23 protein-coding genes and 1 tRNA gene are annotated in these 22,552 nt (G+C 56.8%); 7 read left to right on the forward strand and 17 right to left on the reverse strand.

Annotation, left to right across the window (positions count from 1 at the left end):
- Positions 1–92: 92 nt before the first annotated feature.
- Together LA5095_RS08830 and LA5095_RS08835 are read right to left on the reverse strand one after the other, a co-directional pair.
- Entirely contained in the window at positions 93–1,037 is a 945-nt protein-coding gene (locus tag LA5095_RS08830; RefSeq protein ID WP_235808820.1) for a heme-dependent oxidative N-demethylase family protein, read from the reverse strand.
- Positions 1,006–2,832: a M3 family oligoendopeptidase gene (locus LA5095_RS08835; RefSeq protein ID WP_055113974.1), complete on the reverse strand. Its 1,827-nt coding sequence runs from the start codon at positions 2,830–2,832 to the stop codon at positions 1,006–1,008. Before LA5095_RS08835 ends, LA5095_RS08830 begins: the two co-directional genes overlap by 32 nt.
- Before the next feature lie 188 nt (positions 2,833–3,020).
- Here LA5095_RS08835 and LA5095_RS08840 point away from each other — a divergent pair, with 188 nt between their 5' ends.
- Together LA5095_RS08840 and mepK are read left to right on the forward strand one after the other, a co-directional pair.
- Positions 3,021–4,580, forward strand: coding sequence for a sigma-54-dependent transcriptional regulator (locus tag LA5095_RS08840; RefSeq protein WP_055114330.1), 1,560 nt, complete (start codon positions 3,021–3,023; stop codon positions 4,578–4,580).
- A gap of 296 nt (positions 4,581–4,876) precedes the next feature.
- Positions 4,877–6,622 (forward strand): peptidoglycan L,D-endopeptidase MepK, encoded by a 1,746-nt coding sequence (mepK, locus tag LA5095_RS08845; RefSeq protein WP_408009564.1) that lies wholly within the window; start codon positions 4,877–4,879, stop codon positions 6,620–6,622.
- An 81-nt stretch (positions 6,623–6,703) separates the two neighbouring features.
- Here the strand turns inward: mepK and LA5095_RS08850 are convergent, their stop codons facing one another.
- From LA5095_RS08850 to LA5095_RS08860, 3 genes are all read right to left on the reverse strand, one after another.
- Positions 6,704–6,970 (reverse strand): DUF2312 domain-containing protein, encoded by a 267-nt coding sequence (locus LA5095_RS08850; RefSeq protein ID WP_055113976.1) that lies wholly within the window; start codon positions 6,968–6,970, stop codon positions 6,704–6,706.
- A 141-nt stretch (positions 6,971–7,111) separates the two neighbouring features.
- Positions 7,112–7,408 (reverse strand): DUF1244 domain-containing protein, encoded by a 297-nt coding sequence (locus LA5095_RS08855; protein ID WP_029060649.1) that lies wholly within the window; start codon positions 7,406–7,408, stop codon positions 7,112–7,114.
- A gap of 34 nt (positions 7,409–7,442) precedes the next feature.
- Positions 7,443–8,252, reverse strand: a complete 810-nt coding sequence (locus LA5095_RS08860) for an N-formylglutamate amidohydrolase (RefSeq protein ID WP_055113978.1) — start codon at positions 8,250–8,252, stop codon at positions 7,443–7,445.
- Positions 8,253–8,735: 483 nt separating this feature from the next.
- Between LA5095_RS08860 and LA5095_RS08865 the strand changes: the two genes are divergently transcribed.
- Both LA5095_RS08865 and pyk read left to right on the forward strand, forming a co-directional pair.
- Positions 8,736–9,167 (forward strand): DUF1036 domain-containing protein, encoded by a 432-nt coding sequence (locus LA5095_RS08865; RefSeq protein WP_055113980.1) that lies wholly within the window; start codon positions 8,736–8,738, stop codon positions 9,165–9,167.
- Complete coding sequence (pyk, locus tag LA5095_RS08870) at positions 9,164–10,600, forward strand: pyruvate kinase (RefSeq protein WP_055113982.1); 1,437 nt, start codon at positions 9,164–9,166, stop codon at positions 10,598–10,600. Before LA5095_RS08865 ends, pyk begins: the two co-directional genes overlap by 4 nt.
- A 45-nt stretch (positions 10,601–10,645) precedes the next feature.
- Here the strand turns inward: pyk and LA5095_RS08875 are convergent, their stop codons facing one another.
- The 5 genes from LA5095_RS08875 to cpdR form a co-directional block, all read right to left on the reverse strand.
- A complete protein-coding gene (locus LA5095_RS08875; RefSeq protein ID WP_208992597.1) occupies positions 10,646–11,578 on the reverse strand; it encodes an alpha/beta fold hydrolase in 933 nt (310 codons plus the stop codon).
- 130 nt (positions 11,579–11,708) lie between these two features.
- Positions 11,709–12,359 carry a tetratricopeptide repeat protein gene (locus LA5095_RS08880; protein ID WP_208992598.1) on the reverse strand — a complete coding sequence of 217 codons (651 nt, stop codon included), beginning with the start codon at positions 12,357–12,359 and terminating at the stop codon, positions 11,709–11,711.
- Positions 12,360–12,532: 173 nt separating this feature from the next.
- Positions 12,533–12,658, reverse strand: coding sequence for a type B 50S ribosomal protein L36 (gene ykgO, locus LA5095_RS08885; RefSeq protein ID WP_029060654.1), 126 nt, complete (start codon positions 12,656–12,658; stop codon positions 12,533–12,535).
- Positions 12,659–12,808: 150 nt separating this feature from the next.
- Positions 12,809–12,883 (reverse strand) — tRNA-Val (locus tag LA5095_RS08890).
- A 137-nt stretch (positions 12,884–13,020) separates the two neighbouring features.
- Positions 13,021–13,380, reverse strand: a complete 360-nt coding sequence (gene cpdR / locus LA5095_RS08895; protein ID WP_029060655.1) for a cell cycle two-component system response regulator CpdR — start codon at positions 13,378–13,380, stop codon at positions 13,021–13,023.
- Positions 13,381–13,674: 294 nt separating this feature from the next.
- Here cpdR and LA5095_RS08900 point away from each other — a divergent pair, with 294 nt between their 5' ends.
- Positions 13,675–14,520 (forward strand): N-formylglutamate amidohydrolase, encoded by an 846-nt coding sequence (locus LA5095_RS08900; RefSeq protein WP_055114334.1) that lies wholly within the window; start codon positions 13,675–13,677, stop codon positions 14,518–14,520.
- A 265-nt stretch (positions 14,521–14,785) separates the two neighbouring features.
- On the forward strand, positions 14,786–15,592 hold the full coding sequence (gene hisN / locus LA5095_RS08905) for a histidinol-phosphatase (protein WP_082442666.1): 807 nt from the start codon (positions 14,786–14,788) through the stop codon (positions 15,590–15,592).
- On the opposite strand, the gene LA5095_RS08910 is transcribed toward hisN, so the two are convergent.
- Both LA5095_RS08910 and LA5095_RS08915 read right to left on the reverse strand, forming a co-directional pair.
- Positions 15,579–16,715: an alpha/beta fold hydrolase gene (locus tag LA5095_RS08910; RefSeq protein WP_082442667.1), complete on the reverse strand. Its 1,137-nt coding sequence runs from the start codon at positions 16,713–16,715 to the stop codon at positions 15,579–15,581. The genes hisN and LA5095_RS08910 overlap by 14 nt on opposite strands.
- 93 nt (positions 16,716–16,808) lie before the next feature.
- Entirely contained in the window at positions 16,809–17,270 is a 462-nt protein-coding gene (locus tag LA5095_RS08915; RefSeq protein ID WP_055113989.1) for a hypothetical protein, read from the reverse strand.
- A gap of 273 nt (positions 17,271–17,543) precedes the next feature.
- On the opposite strand from LA5095_RS08915, the gene LA5095_RS08920 reads away from it, so the two are divergent.
- On the forward strand, positions 17,544–17,990 hold the full coding sequence (locus LA5095_RS08920; protein ID WP_029066637.1) for an Hsp20 family protein: 447 nt from the start codon (positions 17,544–17,546) through the stop codon (positions 17,988–17,990).
- A gap of 307 nt (positions 17,991–18,297) precedes the next feature.
- On the opposite strand, the gene LA5095_RS08925 is transcribed toward LA5095_RS08920, so the two are convergent.
- From LA5095_RS08925 to LA5095_RS08945, 5 genes are all read right to left on the reverse strand, one after another.
- Entirely contained in the window at positions 18,298–19,356 is a 1,059-nt protein-coding gene (locus LA5095_RS08925) for a threonine aldolase family protein (RefSeq protein WP_055113991.1), read from the reverse strand.
- 46 nt (positions 19,357–19,402) lie between these two features.
- Positions 19,403–19,987: a DoxX family protein gene (locus LA5095_RS08930; RefSeq protein ID WP_029066640.1), complete on the reverse strand. Its 585-nt coding sequence runs from the start codon at positions 19,985–19,987 to the stop codon at positions 19,403–19,405.
- 46 nt (positions 19,988–20,033) lie between these two features.
- Positions 20,034–20,816, reverse strand: coding sequence for an HvfC/BufC N-terminal domain-containing protein (locus LA5095_RS08935; RefSeq protein ID WP_055113993.1), 783 nt, complete (start codon positions 20,814–20,816; stop codon positions 20,034–20,036).
- Between the two features lies 1 nt (position 20,817).
- Positions 20,818–21,708 (reverse strand): MNIO family bufferin maturase, encoded by an 891-nt coding sequence (gene bufB, locus LA5095_RS08940; RefSeq protein WP_055114338.1) that lies wholly within the window; start codon positions 21,706–21,708, stop codon positions 20,818–20,820.
- Positions 21,709–21,808: 100 nt separating this feature from the next.
- The gene (locus LA5095_RS08945) at positions 21,809–22,108 is read right to left on the reverse strand and encodes a BufA1 family periplasmic bufferin-type metallophore (protein WP_055113994.1); all 300 of its coding nucleotides are present in this window, start codon (positions 22,106–22,108) and stop codon (positions 21,809–21,811) included.
- Between the last annotated feature and the right edge of the window lie 444 nt (positions 22,109–22,552).

Below are 22,552 nucleotides of genomic sequence, written 5' to 3' on the forward strand. Positions count from 1 at the left end.
CTGCACTCCAGCCGGAACTCAATATCTCATCAGATATGGATTACGGCAAAGAAATCCAGTTGGACCAGCAGACAAAACGTCACCCGGCCCGGTTAAACCTGCTCAAGCTGCATTGCGATTTCATCTCGCGCGGCAACAAGCCCCTTGTAGGTCAGCTGGTCGTTGTCCAGTGCCAGAAGCTGTTTTCTCAGGCTTGAAGCAATCAGCGTCCGGTCTTCCTGCCGGGAGAGAACCGCAAGCGGATCGTGGTGGATCTTGATTGTAAACAGGATATCGCCGCTCCGGGGAAGCCTGCGCAAGGTTTGCCGCTCAACACGCAGGAACAGCCTGGCGAAGGAATTCGCGCTGACCTTGAAGGCAATTCGCTCCGGCTGTGGATGATGCAATTCACCATCCGGATAGATTGACCAGTTGAAGCGGCACAGCAACTGGCCCGGCTTCAGGTTTTCAAACAGGCGCGCAACCACCTGCCCCATGCGCGATTGGTTAAAGCCGGGAACGCCCTCATGGATCCCCGTCATCGACAGTCCGAACTTTTCAGACAGCCGCCAGGAAGAAGGAAAGCAAAGAGAAGCAGCGACCATCCTGTACCCCTCCGGACCCGGCCGCATGATCACCAGGTCTTCCTGAACCAGTTTCGATGCCGTCAGAAGATCCTGCGCTTCACCGAGTGCGATCCGCCGCGCCGTGGACGTCAGATGCACGTTTCCGGAATTGAAAGAATGCGTTGCTTCGTGAAAGCGCCTCAGGTTCTCAACCACAAGCTCAAACACTTCGCCTTGTGCCGCAGCGGTGTTGTCCTCTGCTCTGAACACAGCCGGAAGGTTCGCGGCGAAGAGCCGCTCCTTTTCTTCCAGATGGGCGCAAAGCAAAGCGTCAGGCTCAAGCCAGCTTGCTTCGGCGACCGGCCTCAGGCCGACCGTGAAAGGCTGCGTCGTGCCGTCATACGGCCTGTGACGAAAGGGAGCTGAGGCAGGCGGTCGCATACGTGTCCGGTCCGCCGGGTCAAGCCCCGTCCAGCTCTTCAAGCTCGTCAATGATGCGTTCGATCACCGACAGTCCCTTTTTCCAGAAATCCGGGTCGGATGCGCTGAGGCCGAAGGGGGTGAGAAGCTCGGAATGGTGTTTGGTACCACCCGCTTTCAGCAGGTCGAAGTATTTTTCCTGAAATCCCGTCTCGGCATCCTCATAAACTGCAAACAGCGAATTCACCAGACAGTCTCCAAACGCATAGGCGTAGACATAGAAAGGCGAATGTATGAAATGCGGGATATAGGTCCAGAAGGACTCGTATCCCTCGTTCAGCTTGATGGCCGGTCCGAGACTTTCTCCTTGGACAGACATCCAGAGCTCACCGATCTTGTCAGACGTCAGCTCGCCGTTCCGCCGCTCCGTGTGAACCTTTCGCTCGAACGAATAGAACGCGATCTGGCGAACGACGGTATTGATCATGTCCTCGGCCTTTGACGCCAGCATGATCTTGCGTGTCTGCGGGTTGTCCGCCTTTGCCAGCAAAGACTTGAAGGTCAGCATTTCACCGAAAACACTTGCCGTTTCAGCAAGCGTCAGCGGCGTCGGCGCCATCAGCGTTCCGTTATGGCCGGCAAGAACCTGGTGTACGCCATGGCCGAGCTCATGCGCGAGCGTCATGACGTCCCGGATTTTGCCCTGATAGTTGACGAGAACATAGGGATGGGCGCTCGGAACCGTCGGATGCGCGAACGCGCCCGGTGCCTTGCCGGACCGCGCAGGCGCATCGATCCAGCCTTTATCGAAGAACCTGCCCGCGATCTCGGACATTTCCGGAGAAAAGGCATCATACGCGGACAGAACCGTCTGCCGGGCCTCGTCCCAGGAAATAACCCTGGTATCAGCATCCGGAAGTGGAGCATTGCGGTCCCAGCAGTTGAGCTGTTCCACTCCGAGCCAGTTGGCCTTCAGACGGTAATATCGATGCGAGAGCCGGGGATAGGCGTCACGTACGGCAGCGACAAGGGCATCGACGACGTCCCGCTCGACACGGTTCGCCAGGTGGCGGCTATCGGCGATATCCTTGAAATTCCGCCAACGGTCCGAAATTTCCTTGTCCTTGGCCAGCGTATTGGTAATCAGAGCGAACGTTCGCAGATTTTCCGAAAACGTTTCGTTCAATGCGGCGAATGCCTTGCCACGGTTGTCAGCCGACGGATCGACGAGAAGATTGAGGGTTGGCTCGATCGCCAGTTTTTCTCCGTCAACCTCGAATGTCAGCGATGCCATCGTTTCGTCGAACAGCCGGTTCCAGGCGTTGCTTCCCGTCACTGATTTTTCGTGAAACAGCTGCTCGACGCGATCCTCGAGCTGGTAGGGTTTGCCCTTGCGCAGATCTTCTATCCAGGGCCGGTAATGCGCCAGTTGCCCGTCCTCTAGCGCTGCCTCCACAATAGCGTCGTCGACCGTGTTCAGTTCCAGCGTGAAGAACAGGAGATGCGAACTGGCCGTCGTGATCTGTTCCTGGACATCGCCGTAGAATTTCTGTGCTGACGGGTCGATTGTATTTCCGGCGTAAACCAGACCCGCAAACGAAATCAGTCTGCCCATGAGGTCTTCCAGATCCTCATACGCACGGATCGAGGTCACCAGGGCCGGAACATTGTCCTGCGCCATCTCCGCAAGGCGGCCTTTGTAAGAAGCCTCGAATGTCTTTGCCCGTTCCAGGCTTTCCTGAAGATCCTGCGCGACCTCCGGCGCATCCATCGACGGATAAAGATCAGTCAGATCCCATTCAGGCAAGGCTCCGAGATCACCGGACGCAGCTGACTGGGGTGCATGCACTGGATGCGGAAGGGGCATTTTTCACTCCGGTAAGAAACCGCTCCGGCCGGAGCGGGGAATTGTCTGTTCTCAGATTAGTAGGACGGGCAACCACAATGGCGCAATTCTGAATACTGATTTTTTTACGAATGCTTGGACGATTTATTTACCCGATTGCGACCATAATGGTTCGAAACGAGACAAATCGAAGTGAACTGATCCGACCCATGCAAGCATCAAGCGGAAAAATTCTCATCGTCGACGACGATCCGATCCAGCGCAGGCTCCTGGAAGAGGCTGTGAAAAAATTCGGGTATCGCTCGAAGACGGCGGAAAACGGCGTTGAAGCCATGCGGGTCATGAGTGGTCCGGAAGCCAGCGAGATCGACCTGATCATTCTGGACATGGTCATGCCGGAACTCGACGGCCTGGGCGTCCTGGAGCAGCTGCGCGGTAACAAGAACGCCACACCGGTGATCGTCCAGACGGGACATGGCGGGATCGACACGGTCGTCAGCGTCATGAACGCGGGCGCACAGGACTTCGTGGTCAAACCTGTTGCCCCCGAGCGCCTCAATGTGTCCATCAGAAATCTGCTGAAAACTTCCGCTCTTGAAGACGAAATCACAAGGTTCCGGAAACAGGCGTCAGGGACCCTGACCTTTGCCGACATCATCACCCATTCCGCAGCGATGGAGCGTGTGATCAGTCTTGGCAAAAGGGCAGCGGCCTCCAACATCCCCATTCTGATCGAGGGGGAAAGCGGCGTCGGCAAGGAAATGATCGCAAGCGCCATTCAGGGATCCAGCGATCGAAGGTCCAAGCCGCTGGTCGCCGTCAACTGCGGTGCTATCCCGGAAAACCTCGTGGAATCCATTTTGTTTGGGCACGAAAAGGGAGCCTTTACGGGCGCTGTCGACAAGCATGTCGGCAAGTTCCAGGAAGCGCACGGCGGCACCTTGTTTCTGGACGAGGTCGGCGAGTTGCCGCAGGACGTCCAGGTGAAACTCCTGCGTGCGATCCAGGAAAACGAAATCGATCCGATTGGGGGCAGAAGACCCGTGAAGGTGGATTTCCGTCTGATATCGGCGACCAACCGGCGCCTGATAGACCAGGTAAAGGAAGGTGTTTTCAGGGAAGACCTTTACTACCGTTTGAACGTGTTTCCGATCTGGATCCCGCCCTTGCGCGACCGGCGCGAGGACATTCCGGCCCTGACGCGGCACTTCCTCGCACGCTTTGCCGCGGAAGAGGGAAAACCCCATGTTGCAGGTGTTGCTGCGGACACCCTTGCGATGCTGCAGGACTACCACTGGCCCGGGAACATCCGCCAGCTTGAGAACGCTGTCTTCAGGGCAGTGGTCTTGTGTGATGGCGCTCAACTGACCGCTTATGACTTTCCGCAGATTGCAGCAGCGGTGGACCAGCCGACTGTGGAACCGGTTGCACCGGTGCAACACCATCCGGCTGAGCAGGAAACACCGGCCCATTCGGCCACGGCCGATCCTGTCATGCAGGCCCGGCCCGCATCCGGAGAGCAGTCCTCATCTTCTCCGCAATCCGGATTTGAATTCGCAGCGCCTTTCGGCTTCATGCGCAACCTCGACAGGGAGGGTCATGTCCGAAAATTGGCCGACATTGAGGAAGAACTGATTCGGGCAGCCATCAACCATTATTCCGGACGCATGACGGAAGTCGCAAAACGCCTGGGAATCGGCCGATCCACACTTTATCGAAAGCTGAAGGAATACGGTCTGGAGGACAACGACAGGAATGCCGCGGCATGATTGTTGCCGGGAATCTCGGTCACTTGTCAAAATGGACGATTTTTTGACGCATTCTGCCCTTATTCAGCCCAAAAGCAGGGTTTTTCTTGATTGCATGCGTACCGTTGCAATTCCGCCACGATTACCAAGCGAGCGGAATTAGGGTAAAAACTTCTTAACCTGCAGCGGTTAGTGTATGTCTCCTGCTGGGGAGCATGGGATGGGCGTTTGGCCCTCAAAGAACGGCGAGATAGAGATTGCGTAACCGATTTGTTGATTTCGGCGCCGTCGGTTGGCTGAAACGGGCAGCGAAGATCGTGAGTGCGTTTGTCGTCGCATTTGCCTGCGTCGCGACAGCTGCGCATGCTCAGACCCGTACGCTCAAGCTTTACAACACGCACACCAAAGAGCGTGTCTCCATCACCTTCAAGAAAAACGGCCGTTATCTGCCCGCAGGTCTGCGCGAGGCCAACCGTTTCCTGCGCGACTGGCGCAGAAATGAAATCACCAAGATGGATCCGGAACTTCTCGACCTGATCTGGGAAGTCTACCGCGAAGTGCGTGCCAAGGATCACATCTACGTCGTGTCCAGCTATCGGTCACCTGCGACCAACAACATGCTGCGAAAACGTTCCAGGGGTGTTGCCAAAAACAGCCAGCATACGCTCGGCAAGGCCATGGACTTCTACATTCCCGGCGTCAATCTGGCCAGGCTTCGGGCCACGGGTCTGCGCAAGCAGATCGGTGGAGTCGGATACTATCCGCGATCCGGTTCGCCGTTTGTGCATATGGACACGGGTCGTGTCCGCCACTGGCCGAAGATGAGCCGTTCACAGCTTGCCAAGGTCTTTCCCAGCGGCAAGACTCTCCATATCCCCTCGGACGGCAAGCCCATGAAAGGCTACAAGCTCGCACTTGCAGAATCCAAGTCGGGCAAGCGAAGCACTTCACGGCCGACCATTGTTGCCTCCAGCACCAGATCCAACTCCGGCTCCGCTACGCGGACCCCGACCACGCGCGATCAGAACCTGACGGCACCCGGCAAACCGATTTTGACATCGGCAGGCAGCGAACAGCCCGTTGAACGCAGCGGTGGTGGCAACCTCTTTGCCGGCCTGTTCGGCGGCGGCGGCAACAAGAATGAAGACCAGGCGAACCGGGCGGGCGCCGTTGGCAACAAGAACGCGACCCGGACCGCCGTGTCACCAGTCCTTAAAAATCCGCCTGTTCCGGCCCGCAAGGTTCTGGAAAGCCAGCCTGAGCCGCAAGTGACTGAACCGATTGTCGTGGCGAGTGCTTCATCCGGCACCAAACCCGTTCCCGCAGGGCCCACACCGCCTCAGTCGATTGAAACGCCGCCGGCACCCAACACGCTGGATGCGCAACGCTTCGCACTTGAAAGCGGTCAGCCCGAGCCGACCAACCAGGCGATCGATTCCCGCTTTCAGACCGCGGCAGCACCCTCCCAGAAGCCCGACACAGGTTTGAGCGAAGCAGCGAAGGTTGCGGCGGCACAGCTTGGAATCGACGGGGAACAGCCCGCGATCGGCAATCCACCGGCGGACAACGCCGTTGCAGCGATTGCAGCAGCAACAGGAACCGCACCACCCTATCCGGCACCGGCACCCCGCCCTGAGACTACATTGGCTTATGCGTCAGCGACGGCAACACCACCGGTTCTGAACCGCTCATTGCGGCCTTCTGCGTCTTCTCAGGAGAACGCAGCGGTAACACGCGCAAAAGCAACGCCTCAGGCCAGTAGAGCTCCGGCGCAACCGTCCGTTTCCGGCCGCATTCCGCGAGCCCAGATCATTGATCCCATGGCGGGGTTTGCCAGCCTGCCTGACAAGTCCGAACCGACACTTCTTTCAGGTGCGGGAACGACACGGCACCAGACATTTGCACTGTTGAGTCACCCCAACCAGCGCCGATTGAAAAACGTGATGATGCCCGCAAACCGCTTTGTCGCTGCAAGCTTCGACCAGGCGCCTTACGGCTCGCTCAGAACAGACCGTTTCGAGGGGCCTGCGATTGTCGTGCTGCCGGTCCGTTACGCGCGGTAAAGATTGTTGCCTGGGCTGGTCTGACCAGACAAGAAAAGAGCGGCTCTCTGGCCGCTCTTTTTTATTTCACAATGTAGAAAATCAGCTCTCGGGATCAGCCGGCCCCGCCATGCCAAGAGCATGGAGATAGAGGTCGAGAACAGCCTCTTCCTCTTCACGTTCATGCGGCTGTTTCTTGCGCAGTGATACCACCTTGCGCAGGATTTTTACGTCATAGCCATTACCCTTGGCTTCCGCATAGACGTCCTTGATGTCGTCGGCGATCACCTTTTTTTCTTCTTCCAAACGCTCAACGCGTTCAATGAATGCCCGCAGCTGATCGGCTGCAACTCCACCAGGATCGGACATGGAATAAGGTCTCCTTTTTTCTTTCTATTCGTCGATCATTGACCAGCACCGGATGATATCTGCCCCATCCGGATACCTTTCAATTCAAATCACCGCTGATCGGATCCGTACGCTCTGCACGTGACGAACGGTCCGCACATCTCAGTGTTGCGGCTTGTTCTTTTCAAAGGCCGCCTTTTGGGCGTCGGACGCATCAGTCTGGTACTTGTCTTTCCATTCGCCGTAGGGCATCCCGTAGACGATTTCACGGGCATCAGCCTTCTCGAGGGAGAGACCTTTTTCCTCCGCAGCATCCTGATACCAGTTCGAAAGGCAGTTACGGCAAAAACCCGCCAGGTTCATCATGTCGATGTTCTGGACATCGGTGCGGTTGCGCAGATGGTCGACGAGGCGCCTGAAAACGGCCGCTTCCAATTCCTGCTTCGTATTATCGTCCATTGCAACGAACTCCTTCCGTCTCAACCATCACCATTCAGGTAATGTCGTTGCGGGATTTGAAAAATGTCACTTTCCGGCAGTCGGTTTGTCCGGCGATGCCCAGCAAGATCGGCTCCAGCCTACCGGCCCATTCCATTTGCCCGCCCTCTTCTGCGATCAGATCCTGCCGCAGTTCAAGCAAGACATGAGCCAGCCCGCGCTGCGTTGCATGCCGATACATCGTGTCGTTTTTGAGAGCCCCGTCATAAGGTTCATTGTCGCCGACGACGAGATCTCTCTGGTCTCTCAGTCCGGTCAGCATCGGTTCGATCGCTCTCGGATCGCTGTCCCACAAAACAGTCGCGTGCCAGGGCCGCGGGAGACCGCGCCACACAGGCGTAAAGCTGTGGATCGACACGAGGACAGGCGGCGCCGAAGTCTGCATCATGGCATCGATCGTCCGGTCGATCAGGTCATGATACGGCTTGTGGAACTGATTTATGCGGTAGGCCCGTTCTTCGCCGTCAATCGTGACGTTTCCGGGAACAACCGCACCGTCCGACAGGCGCATGATCAGTGTCGGATCGTCTTCTCCGCGGTTCGGATCGATCAACAGACGCGAATAGGTTGTCAGGCAGGCAGGTGCATTGAGGCGCCTTGCGAGTTCAAGCGTGACCGCCCTTGCACCGATATCGTAACCGATATGGCGCTGGAACTGCTCGGGTGCGACGCCCAGGCTCCCGTAGTCGGGCGGCACTGCATTGCAGGCATGATCGCACAGGAGCAGAATTCCGGAATTCAGGTCGCCGTTCACATATTCGGTCGGTTGGAAAATTTCACCGGCCATTGCTGCAGTCTGTGTCATGTCACGCTTCGTGGAAATTTCTCAGGCGCTGAATGCGCAGGCGCACAGGTTTACGTCAATCTGGCCGAAGAACCAAGCCTGAAAGCGCAAAACCCGCAAGTCCTTGCGGTTCGATTCGATGTCCGTCGCGAAAATGCACACAGCTCTGGAAAACTCTGTGAATTCAGGAGCCTTGAGGGTCGCAAAGCATCATGAGTATACGCTTTATTGACGGCTAACATCTATCAGCGAGGAAACCGCCATGTTCCCGCCCCAATTCTGGCCACATAGGTGTCGTTATCGTTCTTGCGGGCAGAATTAATTGAACGGTTCCCGGGAACGCGGTTGGGTGAGTGTCTGCACTTAAACCTGTTAACGACGTTGACAATACCCTGTTGTCGACGCAAAAAGCGAATGTCAGTAAAGCAGCAAAGTGAACGACTGCATATGTTTGAGGTTGGGGAACGGCACCAAGGATGGTCTCGGGTACGCATCGGCGCGCCTATGAGGACAGTTGTCGCCGGTTGCCTCGCATTGCTGTTTTCCTCAATTACCAGCGACGACGCAAAAGCCGATCTCAGGCTTTGCAACAAGACGGACAGTCAGGTCGGCGTAGCCATCGGCTACAAGGACAAGGCGGACTGGGTTACCGAGGGCTGGTGGAACCTTGCCTCCAATTCGTGCGAGACTCTGGTTCCGGGCGCCCTCGTGTCACGCTATTATTACATCTACGCAGTTGACTACGATCAGTTTGGCGAATGGGGTGGCCGGGCCTTCATGTGTACCCGGGAAAAAGAATTCACGATTCGCGGAATTGAGGACTGTGTAGCTCGCGGTTTTGAGCGGACAGGCTTTTTTGAAATCGACACGGGAGAGCAAAGCAGCTGGACGGTTCAGCTGACTGAACCCGTGCAACAAGGGACAGGTGGGCGATGAGGCGAAACCGGCGAGTTAAAATTCTAGCAACTCTCGGACCCTCTTCCACAGAACAAGACATCATTGAAAACCTGTATCGCTCCGGTGCGGACGTCTTCCGCATCAACATGAGCCATACAGACCATGATCGTTTGAAACTGCTCGTAGAGCGCATTCGTTCTGTTGAAGGTAAAGTTGGGCGACCGATCGGCATTCTTGCCGATTTGCAGGGCCCGAAACTGCGTGTCGGAACATTTTCCGGCGGGCCGGTGATTTTGGAAAATGGAGCGACTTTCACGCTTGACGCCGACACGTCAGGCGGCGACGTCAATCGTGTTCATCTTCCGCATCCGGAAATCCTCCAGGCATTGGAACCAGGTCACCGGTTGCTGCTGGACGATGGCAAGGTCCAGCTGAATGTGATCGAGGCAAGCGATACAAAAGCTGTTACCGAAGTCGTTGTCGGCGGCAAGCTGTCCGATCGCAAGGGAGTCAGCGTGCCGGATTCGGAAATCGCGACCAGCGCGATGACGGAGAAGGATCACAAGGACCTGATTGCAGCGCTCGAACAGGGAGTCGACTGGGTCGCACTTTCCTTTGTGCAGCGCCCGGATGACCTGGCCGAAGTTCGCAAGATCACCCGTGGCCGGGCAGGTGTACTGGCCAAGATCGAAAAGCCGCAGGCGATCGGCCGCCTCGACGAAATCATAGAGCTCTCCGACGCAATCATGGTCGCGCGCGGTGACCTGGGCGTGGAAATGCCGCTGGAACATGTTCCCGGACTGCAAAAGCGCATCACACGCGCCTGTCGGCGGGCAGGCAAGCCGGTCGTGATCGCGACGCAGATGCTGGAATCGATGATTTCCGCGCCTGTCCCGACACGCGCGGAAGTCTCCGATGTAGCGACCGCGGTGTTTGAAGGCGCCGATGCGGTCATGCTGTCGGCTGAATCGGCTGCGGGCGACTTCCCGATCGAAGCTGTCTCCACGATGGACAAGATTGCGCATCAGGTCGAGCAGGACAGCAATTACCGCACGATCATCGACGCTCAGCGTGCTGAACCGGAGGCGACGGGTGCCGACGCGATTTCAGCCGCTGCCCGCCAAATCGCAGAGACCCTCAATCTTGCTGCCGTCGTCTGCTACACCACGTCGGGTGCAACCGGTCTGCGAGCGTCTCGCGAGCGTCCATCTTCACCTGTGATTGTTCTTTCGCCGGTTCTGGCAACCGCACGCCGGCTGTCTCTCGGATGGGGGCTCCATTGCGTTGTCAGTGAAGATGCCTCAAACGAGGAAGACATGATCGACCGTGCCTGTCGCATTTCCTTTTCCGAAGGATTTGCAAAGCCCGGCCAGCGGGTGATCGTCACTGCCGGTGTACCCTTTGGCACGCCAGGGTCGACAAACATGTTGCGGATAGCATTTGTCGGCAACGACGGTCAGGGCGGCATTTGACGATCTAATCGTTTGAAAGGTCTGGGCAGAGGTGCGAACCACTGCTCAGATTTTAACAACCGGGTCGCAACTGCGCCGCTCAGCTGACGGCACCTCTTCCTTACCTTCGATCTTGTGAACGAGCCGCTCGATGCCCTTCACAATCATGTCCGTGTGCGTGTGGTGCGGCATGTGACCGGCATGGTCGAGGCACATCAATTGCGCTTGCGGCAGGTCCCGCAGCAGCCCCTCGCAATGAATTGAAGGCCAGACGACCGTATCCTCCGTTCCGGTAACCACAAGAGACGGCTGATTTATCTCGCAATACCGTTTCGACTGATCTGCCACAGCCGCATTCAGATGCACGATCTGATTCGCGTTGGCACGAAAGGACGCAGGTCGGAACAACAAGGGCAGCCGGATCTCCGCGTCATAGTTTCCGGGCGGCTGGTCGGGTAGAAACACGTTTGTCATGGCTGCGGGAGCCAGCAGGTTGCCGATCGGAAGTGTGAAGGTCCAGCAAAAGGCGGGACCGATCAATGGCCACGAAGCAACGGAATAATACCAGTTGACCCCGCCTGGCCACGGGTGGCTGACAGGAGCAAGAAAAACAAGCCCCTTGACCCGCTTCGGAGCGCAGAGGCCGAGCGCTGCCGTGACAGAACCGGCAAACGAATGTCCCACGACGATCGACTTTTCGATTTCCAGTCTTTCCAGGAGTGTCGCGATGACATCTGCTTGACCGGATGGCAAATCGTGTGTCCCTGATTTTCCACCTGAAAACCCAAGACCCGGGCGATCGACGAATAGCAGGCTGTATTTGCCTTTGAGAGCCTCCAGAAAGGCGAGACGCATGTCGTAGGCATTGCCGCTGGCACCGTGGAGAAACACGAGTGTGGGCGTGTGGAGGTCTTCCTCGCCGACAGGAAAATAATGATAGTGGATGCGGACACCATCGATTTCCGCAAAAGCCCCATCAGGTTTTATCTGGAAACTCATTCTGCGCAGCCGGAAAAGGGTATAGCCGAAGGCCGTAAGCGGAAGAACGCAAAGCAAGAAGATAATTGTCACCATAGCGCGGACATAGCACCCGCGCCCGGACATTCAAGACACTATGGTTCAATGATGTTCACGCCGGCGCGCCTTCTGCTTTCTTTTCCAGGTCTTCAATTGCCTCAACGGCGTTTTCAAGGCCGGGATTGACTTCCAGCGCTCGCTTGAAGGTTCGCAGGGCTTCAGTATCAAAACCCAGTCGTCGCTGGATGATCGCAAGTCCTGAAAGCGCGCCCCAGTGACGCGGTTCAAGCGCAAGCGTGCGTTCGATGTCCACGAGCGATTTTCCGAATTCCTCACGCATGTAGTGCACGGTCGCCCGGCGGTTCCAGCCTTCTGCATATGAGGGTTTGAGAACAACAACCACATCAAGGAGATCAAGCGCAAGCGCATGATCCTCACCCTGGATCGCCTTGCCTGCACGCGACATCAGAATATCGACTGTGTCGCTTCCAGATTGCATCCAGATCATCTGGATCTCACGCGCCGTGCGTTCTGCCGCCGACGGTTCGTCGGCTCCGGCAAGATCCTCAAACAGCTCGTCCAGACGCGACTGCTCGTCCTCCGGATCGGCTTCCTCGACGACAACCTGGCCGCCCGCGTCCGGCAGAACTTCCGGCAACGGATTGAAGTCTTCTGCAGACGGAGGTTCGACCTCCGGTCCGAGATCAGGAACAGGTTGTGCCCCGGCGAGGACGGGCGTCAGGAAAACCAGAAGGGTAAACACAAAAATCCGCATCCAACGATTATGGGTCGTTGAATGCGGCGGTCAATCCGGGAATTTGACACTTCTTCGTGCGCAACGCCGTTTAACAGCGCGAAGCCAACATCAATGGTCGACTAACCACTTCGCATTGAAGGATTTTTCTGCATCCCTCAGCGCAACGCACAGCAGCAGGGTCAGCCCTGACGTGCCTTGAAACGCGGGTTTTTCTTGTTGATGATGAACACGCGGCCTTTGCGGCGAACCATGCGGTTGTCGCGATGGCGGTTCATCAGTGCTTTGAGCGAATTCTTGATCTTCATGTCACTGTCCCCCCGTGAGGGCCCTGTTACTTTAAACCAAATGAGCGCCTGAGGCGCTCACGTTCAATGGCTGATCCCAAAGCTGCTGCAGTTCCTGCGCCAGTCATTTGATCAGCCTGCGCATCTTGAAACGATCAATCAGCGCAACAATGGTGGGCGTGACAGGGATTGAACCTGTGACCCCTTCGATGTCAACGAAGTGCTCTCCCGCTGAGCTACACGCCCGAAATTTTCGGCATCCCGGCGCCGCCGCGCCGTGGTGGAGTGCGATATAACGGGGATCGCCAGTCAGTGCAACCCCCCTTTTTCACCGAACCGTCAAAATTTCCCCAGTCCGGTCAGATGCTTTTGACCACGGACCATCAGGCCGCCAGCATACGCTCCACTTCCTGAACGAGATCCTTCAGATGGAAGGGTTTCGACAGAACCTTGGCATCCTTGGGAGCGTCGGATTCGGGGTTTAGCGCAACCGCCGCGAAACCCGTTATGAACATGACCTTCAGGTCAGGATCCAGTTCCGTCGCCCGTCGCGCCAGTTCGATACCATCCATCTCCGGCATGACAATATCAGTCAGTAGCAGAGAAAACGGCTCTTCGCGCAATCGCTCATAAGCGCTTCTGCCATTGTCGAACGAGACGACATCATGCCCGGCATTTTCCAGGGCTTTCGCCAGAAAGCGGCGCATATCGTTATCATCTTCAGCAAGCAGGATACGCGACATCGTAGAAAACCATTCCTCATATTTCGGTTAGGCGGCGTCGGGTCACACCTTTTGCCGGTTATAGCTCGAATTCCACAGAATGATAGGGAGAATTGGTTCTTCAGAGCTTTTGATCGAGTGACTGTGGACTGCGTGTTGATTCCTTGGCACCATAGGCGAAGGTTTTCAGAAACCGTTGGAGAGGCCTGGCCCAGAAGTCAAACAAGCGGGATAAACAATTTGACGGAAGAAACACAGCCCACATTCAATTCGCCCTTCGAAGTCGACTTTAACGGCTTACCTGCATTTGAAGTTCTGTGCCCCGCCGATCAACGGGTTCCCTTCGTTTTCAACTCACCACATTCGGGACGTCAGTATTCGCAACACTTTCTGGCATCATCCCGCCTCAACGAAAGCTCCATAAGGCGCTCGGAAGACGCGTTCGTCGATGATCTGTTTGCTCATGTCGTTCCGCTTGGTGCTCCGCTTCTCAGGGCGCATTTTCCACGCGCATATCTCGACGTGAACCGGGAACCTTACGAGCTTGATCCGAAAATGTTCGATGGCAGGTTGCCAACCTACGCCAATGTCCGGTCGATACGGGTCGCCGGTGGACTGGGCACGGTCGCGCGCATTGTCAGCGAAAACCACGAGATCTACCGACACAGGCTGCCGGTCGAGGAAGCGCTCGGCAGGATCGAGGAAATCTACAAGCCTTACCACTCGACACTGCGCCGTCTCCTGGCACAAACCCACGTCACCTTCGGCTATGCGGTCCTGATCGATTGTCATTCAATGCCGTCGAGCGTGAAATGTCAGACGACCGATTCTCGCCCCGATTTCATTCTTGGCGATCGATACGGAACAAGCTGTAATGGTGAATTGACAGAATATGCCTGCACGATCCTGCGCAACATGGGATACAGCGTAAGCCGTAACAAGCCCTATGCGGGCGGCTTCATTACAGAGCATTACGGTCGGCCTGCCAGTGGCCTGCATGCGTTGCAAATCGAGATCAACCGCGGCCTCTACATGGATGAAGGCTCCCACGAGCCGTCTGCGGGATTTGAGGACCTTTTCCGCAATCTCGGTGAATTTGCAAAGGAATTGATTGCCATGCCGGACGCCGCGCTGCCCGCCGATTCAATAGCAGCCGAATAGCGCCTCTCCAAAAAAAAGAGGCCGCACTCAAATGAGGCGGCCCGAGTCTAGGGAGGAAACGCCCAAGGAGGGCGATGCGGTACGGATACCGCACCGCAATAAAATCGCACCGCACCGCACAAAGGTCAAGCCTGAATCAGGGGCCCTCCTGTACAAACTATGGGCATTTATCGCGATATTGCCGATTCAATTTTCAGCAGAACAGGTTATACAAGCGGCACTTCGGTAATTTTCGACGTCGCCTGTTCGCGTTTCACCATGGGAAATGATGATGACCACGCCCGTTTCCGGTTCAAACGAATTCGCTCCCTTTCTGGAAAGGTTGGCTGACGCGTCTGCGAAAGCCATCATGCCCCATTTCCGCCAGGACTTTGCGGTCGACAACAAACGGAATGAAGGTTTCGACCCTGTCACGATTGCCGACAGGAATGGCGAAACCGTCATGCGGGAATTGATCAACACTGCTTATCCGGACCACGGTATACTTGGTGAGGAACATGGAGCCGAGAATCTGGATGCGGAAAACGTCTGGGTTCTGGATCCGATCGACGGTACACGCGCTTTCATCACCGGCCTGCCGACCTGGGGAACGCTGATCGGGCTCCGCACCCTGGGAACGCCGAGCCTGGGCATGATGGTACAGCCCTATGTCGGCGAACGCTTCGCCGGTGATCGGGAACACGCCTGGTACCAGGGGCCCCTTGGACAAAAATCGTTGAAAACCCGGCCTTGCAACCGGCTCGCGGACGCGACGATATTCACAACGACTCCAGCAATTTTCACCGCGTCGGAGCGCCATGTCTACGACCGCATCGAAGCTTCTGTCCAACTCGCGAGATACGGGACCGATTGCTACGCCTATTGCATGGTCGCCGCCGGGCAGGGCGACGCCGTCATCGAAACGGGTCTTCAGGCCTATGACATCGTCGCGCTTGTCCCGATCATCGAGGGAGCTGGTGGAGTCGTCACGACCTGGACCGGCGGATCGCCGTCAGAGGGCGGACAGATTCTTGCGACCGGAGACCCGCGCCTGCATGACATACTTCTGAAGGAACTGGCTAAACCTGTCTGACTTCTGCAGGGTCCGAAGTTTCCTTCCCGGTGTTGTGGACGGAAATCGTCGACAAGTCGGCATCTTCCAGTTCCTGAACCGCTTCCAGACCCGGGACGAAGGCATCGAATGCAGCCCAGAACTGGTCCCTGAAGACATCGCGCTCCATCATCAACTCATGTGCGGCGCCTGCAATTTCGACATAGGCCGCAGATCTTGTCCGGGCGACAAAATCCTCAATAGCCGGCGTTGAGACAATTCTGTCCTCGCCAGCCCCGAGCATCAGGCAGGGCAGCTTGATCCCGGGGCCGGCCTGTCGTCTGCGCAGCGGCATCATGGTGCGCGCCATCGCATTCAGCCAGCCGAAGGTCGGGGATCCGATACCAAGTTCCGGTGCTTTTTCGAGGACCTTGTTGAAACGATCGAAACGGGTCTGGTCGGATGTCTGGCGATTGGTCTCGAACGGCACGAAGATCTTGCCATTGCCGCCCAGGATATAAAGCCGGCCCAGTCCGATCAGGGAGAAAATCCGAGCCAGGCCAAATCCGAATTTCTCGACGGCCGCCGACGTCTTCGGGGCCTTGGCTCTCAGCGGCGGTTTTCCCAGAAGTCCAAATGTAAGCTTGCGCAATACCCAGCGCCTTGCCGCAACAAGACCGGGAGACCAGGCTCCGGAAGGCAAACCCAACAATGGTGCGGTGATGACAGCCCTGTCGAGCATCGTGCGCAATCGCTCGGTGTCCGACAGCAGCACCAGGCCTCCGGTGGAATGCGCAAGAGCGAAATGCGGGCCGGGATAGGTCGCAAGCGAAACTTCCTTCAAAACCGTGCGCAGATCCAATCGGAATTTCTTGAAATTCGATATGTGGCCCCGACGGGGATTTCGGGTGACACGCTGGGACCCCCCTTGCCCGCGCCAATCGAAGGCGACAACGTCAAATCCACGCCGGCGCAGGTCCTGGACCACTTCAAAGTATTTTTCGATAAATTCCGCGCGCCCCTGCAAAAGAGTCACGGTGCCGCGTCGCGGCCCGCCGGCCGTAGGCCAATGCGCGTAACGTATCTTAATGCCGTCCGGTGTTGTGACGAACCCGGTCTTTGTCCCGTCCGGCACCGGGTTGTCGGGAATTTCAATGAGACTCATGACCTCATTTGATAGCGGGGATCGGTCCGGGCGACAACAGACTTCGGGCCGGTCTCTGGGACCGGCCTGGAAATGAACATGATTTTCGCCGAATCACCAGCTGTGCTGCCAGAAAACACCGTGCCCACCGTGCCCACCGTGCCCTCCGCGTCGGCCATGCCCGATCGGCCGGCTGCGAACGATATGCGCAGTGCGCGAATCGACAACAAGCTTGACCGGCATGCCCCGCCATCCGATAGCCTTGACGATGTACATGGGACCGCGGCGGTCGATGATCCTGATCCTGTGGAAACCCCGATGACGCAGGCTGCGGCGGATCTGGCGCGGGCCGAGTGAATAATGTCCGCCACCGTGGCCACCATGCCAGCCGTTGCCGCGGCGATTGCCATGCTTTTTCTTCTTGTGATGAACCTGTACGATCGGGGCGTCTTGTGATGCCTGGATCTGTTTTGCAATCGAAAGCGGTGCAGCAGACGCTGACGGAGCGAAGCCGATTGTGGCCATCAGAATGGCACCTGCGATCGGCGCGGAAAGTTTTGAGGCAAATGCGGACATTTCTCGTCTCCTGATCTGACCGCCAGCGCCATGCTGACGTTGACTGGAAGATGCCTCACTCCGTTTGAACCGTAGCGGAAGACCCCGTTCATCTGGTGTTCATGTGTGAAGAGAGCCGCAGCGTCATGCCCTTGAAATCGGATTGCGAAATTCCCACCTCACACCTGCAGGCGCCAAACAGGGTCTGCGAAACGCTCCGGTCCCGCCAATAATGGGGGACAGGGGAAACATCAAAATCAGTGAAGTATCCGTTGCTCAAAGGAGGACACTTAAATGCGTCACTTGGACTTCTCCCCCCTCTACCGCTCTACCGTCGGTTTCGACCGTCTCTTCTCGATGCTGGACACAGCCGGCAACGACGCCCCGAGCTATCCGCCCTACAACATCGAACGTACCGGCGAAAACGCCTACCGGATTACCATGGCCGTCGCCGGCTTCACGGACGACGAACTCTCGGTGGAAGCCAAGGAACACGTTCTGACCATCAAGGGCGAAAAATCGGAAGAAGATTCCGACAAGGAAATCCTGTATCGCGGCATCGCATCGCGCACATTCGAGCGCCGTTTCCAGATCGCCGAGCACGTCCGTGTTAACGGTGCAAGCATGGAAAACGGCCTGCTGCATGTTGACCTCGTCAGAGAAATTCCTGAAGCCATGAAACCGCGCAAGATAGAAATCACATCCAGCGCGTCCAAGCAGATCGAATCCAAGGCTCACTAAGCCTTCAGGATTGATCCTGTAGCTTTGGAAAATCGGGGCGCCTGGGAAACCAGGCGCCTTTCCTGATGTTGTGCAATCCTTGTCATCACGTCAGGGCGAAGCGCAAACCTCCAGCCATCGCCATCGCCGTCCCCAGCCTAGTCCGGGTCCCGATCCCTCAGTGCTGTGTGACCCGGCTCGCAGCCAAGATGACAATATTCAAAAAACGCAATGTCAACGCACGGGCACAGTCGGGCGTCCGACAATGACCTTTCAGCTTGAGGCCGTCCCGGCCTTTGAGCCGGCTACGGTCAAATGAGCTGGAGATTCAGAGCGTCCCGGCGAGCGTGTTCAAAAACGCCTCGACGTCTTCTCTTTGCGTCGCGAAACTGGTCACCATGCGAAAGCAGACTTCGTCCTTTGCCGGCGCGTGTTCCGGCGACAGGTCCTTGGCCGGCCACTCGTAGATTTTCGCACCCGCGGACTGGAGCGTGTCGAACTGGTGGCGCCTGAGGATCGGAAACAACTCGTTTGCCTCGACCGCCCAGGCCGTCCGCCCGCCGGCAGCCCGGATACCGTGTGCCAGTCTGGTCGCAGCATCATTGGCGTGTCTTGCCGTGGCAAGCCAGTTGTCGTTTTCGAAATATCCGTCAAATTGCGCTGCAACAAACCGGCTCTTGGAAAAAAGGTGTCCACCGCGCTTGCGGAAATACTCGAAGTTCATGGCGGCATCGGCATCAAAGAAGACCGCCGCCTCGGCACACCAGCAGCCGTTCTTCGTGGCTCCGAAGGACAAGACATCCACACCCGATTTCCAGGTCATCTCCGCCGGAGTGCAGTCGAGCGTGACCAGCGCGTTCGCGAGCCTGGCGCCGTCCATGTGAAGTGGCACCGAGCGAGAATTCGCGATTTCCTTGATGGCTGCTATCTCGTCGAGCGAATAGACAGTTCCACATTCGCTTGCCTGACTGATCGAAACCGATGCGACCTGGCCATGGTGCACCACCCCGTCCGGAAATGCGGACATCGCCTCGTTCAGGGTTTCCGGTGCAATCTTGCCCTCGTCGCCGGGGATGCCGACAAGTTTGTTGCCGCTGGTCATGAATTCCGGGCAGTTGCATTCGTCGATATTGATATGGCTGTCCCGGTGACAGAAAATCGCTCCACCGGGCTTGCTATAGGCGGCCAGGGAAAGTGCATTGGCAGCCGTTCCCGTCGCCACGAAAAACACGGCGACTTCACGCTCGAAAATGTCGTTGAATTTCTGGTTGATGCTGTCGGTCAGCTGGTCTGTGCCGTAGGCCGGTGCGTACCCGGAATTATGGCGGGTCAGCGCCGACATCACCGCCGGAGCCGCACCCGCCCAATTGTCGCTTGCGAAGTTCATGTGCCGGTTTAAGCACCTCGTCCGGAAACCGGCAACCTGAATTTGCTCAGTAGTACATTTCCCGCTTGCGGTACATGCGCCCGAACAACCAGTCGAGCGAGATCACACCCGGTCCCTTGAGAGTCGGCACCAGCAGCAGGAAGATCCAGAGCAGGCGGTCATCGGAAATGATCGCGTAGGGTTCACCGTCGAACAGAGCACCAATCGTCTTTGCGTCGGCGCCGTGTCCGGTAATATCCACATAGGACATGACAATGATGAAAACGATCATGCCCAGGCTTGCAAATCGTGTGAACAATCCGACCACCACCAGGACCGGCAAGATAAACTCACCCCAGGTTCCGGCGAGGACCATCAGACCGTAAGGGAAGAACGCGATCTGACTGGTGTCATAGCTTACCTGCTCCATCATCTGGGGCAGCATTTGCGCATATGCGCCGGCGGTCGGCGTGAAGATGTTCGTAATGCTGCCACCTATTTTGGTCATGGCCGAATTCAGGAAGAACTGCAGCAGAACCGCTGCAAATATGAACCTGGACGCCAGTCCCAGCAGCCAACCATTGGTAATACGTTCCAGCGTACCGAATACCGCTGTGTACAATCTTACGAAGAATCCGATGAGAGCACCCATAAATTCCCCCTTCCCTTTCAAGCAAGGACCTCCGGCAGTTATCTGTTCAAGCCGTTACGAGGTCTGTGAAGACACCAATTGAAAGACAATCCGACAGACAGTCGGACAATGAAAATTCCGCAACCTGTCCTTCAGCCAGTGCTGCAGCTTCGCCCAGTGTTGCCCCTGACAGGAGAGCGTTCAGGAAAACGTCTCCACCAGGCCGGAGCTGCAAGAGCTCCACATCAAATTCCGGTCGCGCGATCAGGACCGATTGAGACCTGTCCAGATCGACGCGAATTTCCTCGTCGGGTTCAAACCTGTTTGCGCGCGCCAAGTCCCAGACAGGCCAGCTGGACATTATGAGTGCAGCCGCCGGGTGTTTTTCGAATCTGATCGAACCTAGTACATTCGGGTCCACGCTTCCAAGTGCAGCAGGGTCCAACGGGGCAACATCTGCAGCGTGATAGGCCTGTACCCAGGCCCACTCGACCCGAGCGACGTCTGCCAGATACGGATAGCTGGCCAGCGGCGGAAAAGCTTCAATGAAGTCCGGAAAATCAGACCCGTACCAGATGAGCACTGGAGACTTCGGCGGATGCTGCACGACAAATGCCCGCGCCAGTGCCTTGAAATAGTCCTCGCCAAGCAAATTCTGGAGCGCGGGAAACGTTTGTTCCAGCGCATCACAGAGACTGACGATCACGTTGTTACGATAGACGTTGAAACGCTTCGGGGCCGTCAATCCGTCCGGCCCGATCAGGCCCGGCGGCGTGGCGGCTTCCGGGTTCCAGAGTGCCTCCCCGAAATCGCCGACACCCACTTTTGGGGGAAACTCGGGTAGATCCATCTCAGACCGCACGCTGCAAACCCGTTGCGGAGGCCCGATGAAGGATCCGCTCCGCTGCCTGTGCTTCGGCAAGCAGGACCGACCAGACCGGAACTTCGTTATCCCACTCGATGAGTGTCGGCAAAGGGCCGGTTTGGCTGACAATCATTTCATAAAGTGGCCAAACGGCGTCATCGACTTCCCGGTCGTGTGCATCGATCAACAGGGGTCGGCCAGCGTCATCCACATCCGGCGCATGGCCTCCGAGGTGAATCTCACCGACATCACCAATCGGAAATTCCGAAAGATAGGTCTCGGCCGAACGTTCGTGGTTGGTACACGAAACATAGACATTATTGACATCGAGCAGCAGACCGCATCCCGTGCGGCGTGTGATTTCCTTGAGGAAATCGATCTCGCTCATCGTGCTTTGCTCGAAGGCAACGTAAGTCGACGGATTCTCCAGCAGCATCTTGCGCCCGACGACGTCCTGAACTTCTTCGATATGTTCGCAGACCCGGTCAAGGGTCGCCTTGTCATAGGGGACGGGTAGAAGATCGTTGTAGTAGGTCGTGTCGTGCGTCGACCAGGCCAGGTGCTCGGAGAACAGACCGGGTTCGTAGCGCTTGTTGAGCGCGGCAAGTCTCTGAAGGTGATCCTTGTCCAGCGGCTGTTCACCGCCGATCGAGAGCCCGACGCCATGAAGCGAAAGCGGGTAAACGTCACGGATCGCCTCGAGTTGACGATGCGGTTTCCCCCCTGCGCCCATATAGTTTTCCGCATGAACTTCAAAAAAACCGATATCTGCAGAGGAAGTCAGGATTTCCTCGACATGTTCCGCTTTTAGCCCCGCACCCGCACGCGCCGGTACTGTTGCGTCTGTTCGGTCTGGACGAGAAGGTTGAACGGACATGAATTGCTCCATGGGCAGGCAGTATCGATAGCCGGGCAGGCGTGCTAGACCCGCCTGCCCGAATAAACGGCTGTACTTACAGCAATAAACAGATCCGGACTTATGCTTCCGGCAGATCGCGATCAAGTTCGGTCAGAGAGCCGTGACGACCGTCAGGCAGATCCATGGAAACGCAGGTACCCTTCGGGACAAGAGTCCAGGCATTTCCCTGGTAATCAACGGTGGATGTACCTGCACAAGTGGTTCCGGCACCCGCCTTACAGTCGTTTTGGCCTTTCAGGGACACTCCGTAGCACTTTTCTTTCGCCTGGGCGTGGGCCGGCGCGGTCGCGGACAGACCGGCAACCGCTGTTGCAACGGCACCAGCGACAATTGCTGCAGACATAGCCTTATGCTTCATTTCGAACTCCTCTGGTCGAACTAAATTCCAATCGAGGCCAACGCTCTTCTAAATACAGCGCGGGCGCAGCACGTAGATGAGCATATTGCTGATAAATAGGAAATCAAACGCCTGTGACCGATTTGCGAGCAGGTAATGCTCAGATTTTCACAGACGAAAGAATCTTACGAAAAATCTGCCGAATTTGACCTTTCCAGACAATTGGCACTTTTGAGGCGAAACAATTATAATGCGGCCGCACAGAAACACACTTGCCCATGGCGGTGAAATCTGTCATGTTCCGCCCGCCTAGAATAGGACAGGTATACTGTCCCAATTGTTGCGGTTCCGGCGGAACATGCTGACGACCGCACAAGAAGCAGCGATCAGGCTGACTGGTCGACGGATCCGGAAGAGGATTCGTGACAGGACGAAACGACAGGTTTCGGCAGCGATACGTTCGCT

Source organism: Roseibium album (genome assembly GCF_001404515.1).
Classification (GTDB): Bacteria; Pseudomonadota; Alphaproteobacteria; order Rhizobiales; family Stappiaceae; genus Roseibium; species Roseibium album.

Excerpts from the sequence above, each read along its gene's own strand:
- LA5095_RS08835 (WP_055113974.1), bottom strand. The coding sequence starts at position 2,832 with ATGCCCCTTCCGCATCCAGTGCATGCACCCCAGTCAGCTGCGTCCGGT.
- LA5095_RS08840 (WP_055114330.1), top strand. The coding sequence starts at position 3,021 with ATGCAAGCATCAAGCGGAAAAATTCTCATCGTCGACGACGATCCGATC.
- LA5095_RS08850 (WP_055113976.1), bottom strand. The coding sequence starts at position 6,970 with ATGTCCGATCCTGGTGGAGTTGCAGCCGATCAGCTGCGGGCATTCATT.
- LA5095_RS08855 (WP_029060649.1), bottom strand. The coding sequence starts at position 7,408 with ATGGACGATAATACGAAGCAGGAATTGGAAGCGGCCGTTTTCAGGCGC.
- LA5095_RS08860 (WP_055113978.1), bottom strand. The coding sequence starts at position 8,252 with ATGACACAGACTGCAGCAATGGCCGGTGAAATTTTCCAACCGACCGAA.
- LA5095_RS08865 (WP_055113980.1), top strand. The coding sequence starts at position 8,736 with ATGAGGACAGTTGTCGCCGGTTGCCTCGCATTGCTGTTTTCCTCAATT.
- pyk (WP_055113982.1), top strand. The coding sequence starts at position 9,164 with ATGAGGCGAAACCGGCGAGTTAAAATTCTAGCAACTCTCGGACCCTCT.
- LA5095_RS08875 (WP_208992597.1), bottom strand. The coding sequence starts at position 11,578 with ATGAGTTTCCAGATAAAACCTGATGGGGCTTTTGCGGAAATCGATGGT.
- ykgO (WP_029060654.1), bottom strand. The coding sequence starts at position 12,658 with ATGAAGATCAAGAATTCGCTCAAAGCACTGATGAACCGCCATCGCGAC.
- cpdR (WP_029060655.1), bottom strand. The coding sequence starts at position 13,380 with ATGTCGCGTATCCTGCTTGCTGAAGATGATAACGATATGCGCCGCTTT.
- hisN (WP_082442666.1), top strand. The coding sequence starts at position 14,786 with ATGATGATGACCACGCCCGTTTCCGGTTCAAACGAATTCGCTCCCTTT.
- LA5095_RS08910 (WP_082442667.1), bottom strand. The coding sequence starts at position 16,715 with ATGAGTCTCATTGAAATTCCCGACAACCCGGTGCCGGACGGGACAAAG.
- LA5095_RS08915 (WP_055113989.1), bottom strand. The coding sequence starts at position 17,270 with ATGTCCGCATTTGCCTCAAAACTTTCCGCGCCGATCGCAGGTGCCATT.
- LA5095_RS08920 (WP_029066637.1), top strand. The coding sequence starts at position 17,544 with ATGCGTCACTTGGACTTCTCCCCCCTCTACCGCTCTACCGTCGGTTTC.
- LA5095_RS08925 (WP_055113991.1), bottom strand. The coding sequence starts at position 19,356 with ATGAACTTCGCAAGCGACAATTGGGCGGGTGCGGCTCCGGCGGTGATG.
- LA5095_RS08930 (WP_029066640.1), bottom strand. The coding sequence starts at position 19,987 with ATGGGTGCTCTCATCGGATTCTTCGTAAGATTGTACACAGCGGTATTC.
- LA5095_RS08935 (WP_055113993.1), bottom strand. The coding sequence starts at position 20,816 with ATGGATCTACCCGAGTTTCCCCCAAAAGTGGGTGTCGGCGATTTCGGG.
- bufB (WP_055114338.1), bottom strand. The coding sequence starts at position 21,708 with ATGTCCGTTCAACCTTCTCGTCCAGACCGAACAGACGCAACAGTACCG.
- LA5095_RS08945 (WP_055113994.1), bottom strand. The coding sequence starts at position 22,108 with ATGAAGCATAAGGCTATGTCTGCAGCAATTGTCGCTGGTGCCGTTGCA.